The sequence below is a fragment of the Mesorhizobium sp. M0500 genome (assembly GCF_040321165.1).
Classification (GTDB): domain Bacteria; phylum Pseudomonadota; class Alphaproteobacteria; order Rhizobiales; family Rhizobiaceae; genus Mesorhizobium.
This window is the reverse complement of the sequence record NZ_JAMYRB010000063.1, coordinates 1-4023: the sequence shown is the minus strand read 5'-3', so window position 1 is coordinate 4023 and position 4023 is coordinate 1. Positions and strand designations below refer to the sequence as shown.

The following is a 4023-nucleotide window of genomic DNA, read 5'->3' as shown; positions in this document are numbered from 1 at the left end:
ATGTTTGTACGTGATGACGATAGCCTTCGGAACGGATCAGTTTCCGAAACGCTTCGGAGACAGACTGATGGTCTGCTTTGTTGCTGGTTGTCATGTTCGGGAAGTCCGTCCCAATCAGCCGCAACTCGCCCGCAACGAATGGGTTCCATCAGGAGGTCGGAATATTTGGTAGAAATTTCTGAGCGGGAGATCGGATAACTGGCTCGTGCGAAGACCCCCCGTGCCCCCTTCGTTTGCCGCAGCATTAATCCTCGCTCTTTGAACTGAAGATTCGTATCGATCTAGCGTCGGTGTTGCACATCGTGAACGTTGGAATGCTTCTGTCCAATGTTTGCTCACGCTGTGATGCCTACAGGCAGGCTCTTGCGGCAGGGTGCCGCAAGGCCGCGACGAATGAAACGCCGGCCCAGTTCAACCCGCGCGACGTCGTTCAAAGCTGGGGGGATCGATCTTCATCAAGCGGTCTGCGGCCTCGACCGCAGTTCGTATCCTGCTGCACAGCGCGAGATTTTCGGCCAGCATTTCTTCAGTGCGTTGAAGCGCGAGCTCGGTCCGGTGGATGCGCTGCCTGGCATTGGCAACTTCCGATGTCAAAATATCGGCCGCCGTCCCGTGGCCGTGAGGTTCCATAGTGTCCATGGGTTTCTAATACATGGGGGGCGATATCGTTCCCTGATGTCGGGCGAAACGGCGGGCCGCAGAAGCGCGATGGGCCGAATGACCAATGCGCGCCCTGTCAAAACAGCGCCGGAAACAGGCGAACGGCTTCGGCCGCTCTACATCCCACGGGCAGAGGCGATCACGGTCCAGAGGGCCATTGATCTGTTCAGGTACGACTACAACGTAAGCGAAGACACACTCAGGCGGCTGGTGATCAAGCACCGTCTTCACAACCAGACAATGCCCGGTGTTCCGTGAAGAATAAGCGTTCCCGGTTTGGCTATGGCGCTCGCCGGCGATGATGACGCGCTTGCGCGGTTGAGGCGGGACGATCGCGAGCATCCGGACGTAACCCGGTATTTCAAGCGGCTAGGCATCCCGCGATCCTGACCTGCTATCAAAAGTTATGGTCGCGCCGACTGTCTAAAGTAGACGTTAAGTAGATGTCGCGGCCCGACAGGCCCCACACATGACCATACGTGCGGAATTCCTCGACGAGGCCGCGCGTGCGATTCTCTTGCCTCGAAACCGGGGCCGGAGATTAACGGGAATGCCGTTTATCGGTAACCACCCCTGGGCCGTAATCGATTGCCTGTCGGATCGAGGCCGAGCAGCTTCAATTCCTCCAGATCGAACACTGAACTACTTGACCCGTTGCCTTGTCACGAACCCTTTTCGAAAACACGCGATGAAGACCGAGTGCGCGTGATCCAGCTTCGCCCCTCGCAACGAAATCGGGAGGGCCGACATGCGTTTGCCAGACAAAGTTTGGTGGGGCAGCTTTCCACGTAACTTTTGATCCATAGGCCGCTTTGCCCGGAGCTGTGCTGTCGAACCGGCAGTCGATCGCTGCGGGCATCATGCCCTTCTTAGCCATTGCGCCGGAAACCCCGGAAGCACTTCGCTTCGTAAGCCATCCATCCGCACCGCTAGTTGAAACTGTGGTGCACCCTGCCAGGGATATGCTCGATATCAAAAGCCCGATGGCCAATGCATTGCCTACGGACGATCGTCGAGTGCCTTCCTGATTCTGTTTCATACCCGCCCCTCAACCGAAAGTAGTTCAGGCTAGATGGGGATACGGCGCGAAACAAGGGAGCGCGCCTCTTCTTTGGTAGGGCCGATCGCTTCTAGGCAACAGCGCGGGCCAGCCGCATCGCCTTCAAAGCCAAATCGTAGGTGATAGGCTGATCGCGCAGCCATGGTCCGAACTCGCCATGAGGCACTGACGCTTGACCGCGAGCATCCTCTTGCCGAGTGCGATCAGTTCCTCGCGGCGGCGCTGGCGCCTGGTGAAGCACTGCCGGCCCTTTTCAGCCTCTGGCGTCCGCCTTGGCCATCCGGGACCGAATAGTCTCCTTGCCGTCAGCGAGCTCTCCCGGAGGCGCCGGAGGAGCACGTAAAGGAATGCCAGCTAGCGCATGCCCCTGATGAACGTGGCCGCGCAGCTCATTGACGATCGCCATGTATGCGCCGAGCGGGATCGCGTCGAAAACCTCGAGCACGGCGGCCATGCCCCGCTCCACTAGGTCCGGACAGGCCAGCAGCAAGTCAGAGACGGCCGTCAGGCTGCTTTCTTCGATGAGCGCGTGGTTGGCCGCGGCCCTCAGCCAAGACACACAGGACCAACCGTGCATGCTCAGCGCCATGATTGTCGATCAGCCGGCGGATGGAGCCGACGGCGCGCGTCTGGCTTTCTTCGGATAGCGGCCCTTGGGGACGATCTCTACGTCGAACTCGCCACAGAGCGCGTCAACTCGCGGGTGACGTAGAGTGCAGATCCGCGGCTCCAGCCTTCTCGCGCAAGCATTCGGCGTCTCCGCATGATCGAGGCACGATGTTTGCACAAATGTAACGGCCGCTGCAAGAGTGATGCACGATGGACAGTGGTGGGCACGCGTTGACGAGACGTCAAGCGTTCAGGATTTTCGCTTCCTTGGCGGCGCTGAGAAATGCCACGCGCGCTATCTCCGGTGCGCTGCCGCCGCCGAGCACCTTCATGCACGCCATGCGAGCCTGGATGCGGCGCCCGGTTTCTCCAATGGGCCAGCGGTAAAGCAGCATTTCGGCGGCTTCGCGGGTGCTCGAAACACTGACTTTGCCCGAGGACAGCAAAACGGTCACGGGCTCTTCGAACGTGCCGACGTCTCGTTCGCAGGTCATATGCTGGTCTCCTTTCGCAACCTCCCCAAGACCTTACGGGTGAACCCTCCGTTCCGTTGCGTCACGTTTGTCCCGGTGGGCGAACATTCTGTGAGGATGGGAGCTCGTCCAGAGCGCGGGCTTGATCGCTCAGATTGGACTCGCCAACGCGTTGCGGTTCTCAACAGCGAGAACCGTCCTTATCGCACGGGCCACTTGCCGGCGCAGGCATCCGCAGACGGAAGTCAATACTCATTTCTGGGGATGGAAATCTCGCGTGCAGATCGGCGAAGCTGGGCAACAGGAGTGAACGTCATGACCGTTATTGCCCATAGCATTGCCAGCGACCCCCACGGAACATGGCGGGTTGTCTTCTTGCCTGAAGAGCTGCATCTCTACGTGGAGTTCAATCGGCCAGGCGCCGGCACGAATCCCGTCGACTGGATGAGTCTCGACGACTTCCTTGCACGGCGCCCAAAAGATGCTCTCCACCAGCGGGCGCGCGACAGACTGGTCTCGCTTATTTGCAAGGCGCTTGGGGCCTGTCCCGGCTGACGCCCAACCGTTCTATCGACTTGGGAAATAGCCTGTACTTCTATCCAAAGGCGATGGGGGAAAGCGCTATGGGCAGGCGGAAGAATGATCGCGGTTTTGGCCGCGGCTCTGGTGATTGCCGGTTGCCAGAACAGCGGGTACTTGCTGAAAACATACAGCGCTTCTGTCGCGCGCAAGCACGTCGTCCAGACCGCTGGCGGTTCATTCTGGGTCTTCGATCGTCCGGACCTTGGCAAGATCATGACGACACCGTCGCCAGGCACTATTGCCGCTCCGGCGATCATCAGTGGCGCAACAGTCGGGCTCGTGAAGCTCGATCCGGTGGTTGCTGCGCACCAAGCCTTCGCCCTGCAGTACCTCGCTCAAACTGGCCGGACCTGCGAGATAAAAACCAGCGTCGAGATTTGGCGCCCGGAGTTTGAACACACCTACGTTTGCTCAAACTGAGGGTCGGGAGTCGCGAGCGCAAGAGCGAATCGTTGCTGCGTTGCGCATCGCCCTCCAGGCCGCCGGCGTCGAGTTCATCCCGGAGAACGGCGGCGGCGCCGGCGTGAGGCTCCGCAAACCTTAGCTTAGGTTAGCACTACTTTGGCAGATTTTTAGCGGAGAGGGTTCTGCAGCAGTGGGGACAACGGATTGGGGGCGGCTGCGCGAGCGCGGTGAGGA

At 59.7% G+C, this 4023-nt stretch carries 5 protein-coding genes; 3 read left to right on the top strand and 2 right to left on the bottom strand.

From position 1 onward, the window contains the following. Positions 1 to 393: 393 nt before the first annotated feature. A complete protein-coding gene (locus NKI70_RS33640; RefSeq protein WP_352726412.1) occupies positions 394 to 918 on the top strand; it encodes a hypothetical protein in 525 nt (174 codons plus the stop codon). A gap of 1055 nt (positions 919 to 1973) precedes the next feature. Here NKI70_RS33640 and NKI70_RS33635 read toward each other — a convergent pair. Further along, on the bottom strand, positions 1974 to 2309 hold the full coding sequence (locus NKI70_RS33635; protein ID WP_352693688.1) for a hypothetical protein: 336 nt from the start codon (positions 2307 to 2309) through the stop codon (positions 1974 to 1976). A gap of 262 nt (positions 2310 to 2571) precedes the next feature. After that, a complete protein-coding gene (locus tag NKI70_RS33630) occupies positions 2572 to 2784 on the bottom strand; it encodes a DUF982 domain-containing protein (protein WP_352517489.1) in 213 nt (70 codons plus the stop codon). A gap of 333 nt (positions 2785 to 3117) precedes the next feature. Between NKI70_RS33630 and NKI70_RS33625 the strand changes: the two genes are divergently transcribed. After that, positions 3118 to 3357, top strand: coding sequence for a hypothetical protein (locus tag NKI70_RS33625; RefSeq protein ID WP_352579441.1), 240 nt, complete (start codon positions 3118 to 3120; stop codon positions 3355 to 3357). Between the two features lie 84 nt (positions 3358 to 3441). Next, positions 3442 to 3804 (top strand): hypothetical protein, encoded by a 363-nt coding sequence (locus tag NKI70_RS33620; protein WP_352531237.1) that lies wholly within the window; start codon positions 3442 to 3444, stop codon positions 3802 to 3804. The last annotated feature ends 219 nt before the right edge of the window (positions 3805 to 4023 follow it).

Coding starts and splice junctions, on each gene's coding strand:
- NKI70_RS33640 (WP_352726412.1), top strand. CDS start 394: ATGAAACGCCGGCCCAGTTCAACCCGCGCGACGTCGTTCAAAGCTGGG.
- NKI70_RS33635 (WP_352693688.1), bottom strand. CDS start 2,309: ATGGCGCTGAGCATGCACGGTTGGTCCTGTGTGTCTTGGCTGAGGGCC.
- NKI70_RS33625 (WP_352579441.1), top strand. CDS start 3,118: ATGACCGTTATTGCCCATAGCATTGCCAGCGACCCCCACGGAACATGG.
- NKI70_RS33620 (WP_352531237.1), top strand. CDS start 3,442: ATGATCGCGGTTTTGGCCGCGGCTCTGGTGATTGCCGGTTGCCAGAAC.